Annotated in this window: 1 protein-coding gene; it reads right to left on the reverse strand. The window is 62.2% G+C overall.

Annotated elements, in window-relative coordinates; translation table 11 throughout:
* A partial coding sequence (locus tag BFN10_RS17930) for a non-ribosomal peptide synthetase (protein ID WP_139221113.1) occupies positions 1-3,067 on the reverse strand: 3,067 nt, incomplete at both ends.

Consider the following 3,067-nt stretch of genomic DNA (forward strand, 5'->3'; position numbering starts at 1 on the left):
TCGACACGCCCCAGGTAGTCCACCACACCATCCGGGCGGCCACGGGTCAGGTCACCACTGCGATACACACGGCTGCCGGGCTTGCCGAACGGGTCCGGCACAAAGCGTTCGGCAGTCAGCGCCGGGCGCTCCAGATACCCACGGGCCACGCCCTCCCCGCCCAGATACAGCTCACCGGCCACACCGATGGGTTGCAGGTTGAGTTGCGCATCCAGCACATAGCCGCTGCGGTTGCCCAACAGTGTGCCGATGGGGGCGTAGACCGCGCCGCATGGATCGCCCTTGCGGGCTTTCCACAGCAGTGGCGTGACCACGGTTTCGGTCGGGCCGTAGCCGTTGAACAGATAGGTCGGCTTGAGTGCGCGCCAGGCCAGGTCGTAGCTGGCTTGCGCTACTGCATCACCGCCGAAGCAATACACCCGCACCTTCGGCGGGTTGCCGTCACGCTCGGCATGCTCGGCCAACTGTTGCAGGTACACCGGCGGGAACACCGCCATGGTCACGTTGTGACGGTGCATTTGCTGGTAGGTGTATTCCGGCAGCCACAGGCTGTCATCGCGGATCAACACACTGGCGCCGTTGATCAGCGGGTGCATCCAGCCTTCGTGGGAGCCGTCGAAGGCGAACGACATGAAGTGCAGTTCGCAGTCGGCGGGCGAGGTTTCATAACGCTCGCCGGTGGCGATGATATGGGCTACCAGTGGACCGTGAGATACCGCCACGCCCTTGGGCAGACCCGTGGAACCGGATGTATAGATCACATAGGCGAGGTTGTCGCCGTCCAGTTTCACATCAGGCGCCGTGTCGCTGTAACCGGACCATTCCTCGGTGCGATCAATCGCCAGGCTGTCCAGGCCATCTGGAATCGGCAGTTGCTGCAAGGCACTGCTGTGGCTCAGCAGCAACTTCGCACGGCTGTCCTGCATCATGTACAGCAGGCGATCACGCGGGTATTCGATATCCAGCGGCACGTAGACGCCACCGGCCTTCATCACCGCCAAGAACGCCACCATGATTTCGGCACTGCGCGGCATGGCAATCGCCACCCGCACTTCCGGGCCGACGCCACGGGCGATCAGCGCATGGGCCAAACGGTTGGCCTGGCGATTCAATTCACCGTAACTCAGGGTTTGCGTGTCGAACTTCACGGCTATTGCATCCGGGTTTTCCCGGGCGCGGTCAGCAACCCGTTCGTGAACCAGGCGCTCGGCCGAAAAGCCGGCGTCGGTCTGGTTCCACAGCCGAAGGATGTGTTGTTGTTCATCCTCACCCAGCAAGTTGAGTTGGCTGATGGGCTGCTGTTGATCGGCGACCATCGCCTGCAACAGGTTCTGCCAATGGCAGGCCATGCGTTCGATGGTCGACGCTTCGAACAGGTCAGTGGCATAACTGAACGACGCACCCAGTTGGTTCCGGGACTCCTCGATATCCAGGGTCAGGTCGAAATGCGCGGCCGTTTCATCCCAGCTCACCGGGCTTATGTCCAGCTGTGCAAGGCGCTGCAAATGCTGGCCGGACAGGCTGATATGGTGGTTGAACGCCACCTGGAACAATGGGCTCAAGCTCAGGCTGCGCTCAGGTTGCAGGGCCTCGACCAGTTGCTCGAACGGCAGGTCCTGATGGGCCTGGGCTTGCAGCGCACGCTGTTTGACCTGGACCAGGAGTTGGCTGACGGTGGTCTGTCCGTCGATGTCGGCCTTAAGTACCTGGGTGTTGACGAAAAAGCCGATGAGTCGTTCGGTCTCTACGCGGTTACGGTTGGCAATTGGCACGCCCACGCGGATGTCCTGCTGACCGCTGTAGCGATGCAACAATGCCTGGTAGGAGGCCAGCAACAGCATGAACAGGGTCACACCTTCGCGCTGGGCCAAGGCCTTGAGGCTGTCGATAAGCGGGGACGGCAGCGCGATATTCAGGCGCGCGCCACGGTGGGTCGGCACTGCCGGGCGCTGATGGTCGAATGGCAGCTCCAGCACCGGTTGCTCGCCACCCAGCACTTCACGCCAGTAATCGAGTTGGCGGGTTTTCTCGCCAGCTTCCATCCAGCTGCGCTGCCACAGTGCGTAATCGACGTACTGGATCGGCAGCGCCGGCAGTTGCAGACCTTCGCCCCGGCTGTAGGCGGCATAGAACTGGACTAGTTCATCGACCATCACCTGCATCGACCAGCCATCGGAAATAATGTGGTGCTGCACCAGTACCAACACATAGTCATCTGGCGCCAGACGCAACAGGCTGACACGCATAAGCGGGCCCTGGCGCAGGTCGAACGGCTGGGTGATGCACGCTTCTACCTGGGCTTTCAGACTCGCTTCATGGGTGTCCACCAAGGCGAGCTCGATGCTTGTCGGCGGGCTGATCACTTGCACGGTGCGGCCGGCATCTTGCTGCAAGTGGGTACGCAAGCTTTCGTGGCGCACCACCAGCGCATCGAAGGCGCGCTGCAAGGCGCCACGGTCGAGCTGACCTTTCAGGCGCAACGCGCGGGGTACATGGTAGGCCGCACTGCGGGGGTCCAGTTGCCAAAGGAACCATTGGCGTTCCTGTGCATAGGACAGTCCCAGCGGCTGCTTACGTTCGACGCGTTCGATGCGGCTGTTTTCAACGTGTGCCTGGGTCAGGCAGCGGACAAAATGGCTCAGCACTGGCTGGTCGAACAGGGCTTTCAAGCCCACATCAAGGCCCAGGCCATGACGGATGCGCGAAACGGCTTGGGTAGCCATCAGCGAATGCCCGCCACGTTCGAAGAAGTGGTCATTGAGGCCGACTCGTTCGACACCGAGTACTTCGGCCCAGATCGCAGCGACCTGTTGCTCCCGCTCGGTCTGTGGCGCGACGAACTCCCCACCCACTGTCTCGGGCTTTGGCAGGGCCTTGCGGTCCAGCTTGCCATTGGGGCTCAGCGGCAGCTGTTCCAGCAGCACCCATTGGGCCGGGACCATGTAGTCCGGCAGGTGCTGACCCAAGTGGGCGGCCAGTACATCGCGCCAGTCTTCGCCGGCGTGTTGCAGCACCAGGTAGCCCACCAGGTATTTACCGTCCACCGCCAGCACGGCGGTTTCGCGGA

The sequence above is a fragment of the Pseudomonas extremorientalis genome (genome assembly GCF_001870465.1).
Classification (GTDB): Bacteria; Pseudomonadota; Gammaproteobacteria; order Pseudomonadales; family Pseudomonadaceae; genus Aquipseudomonas; species Aquipseudomonas extremorientalis.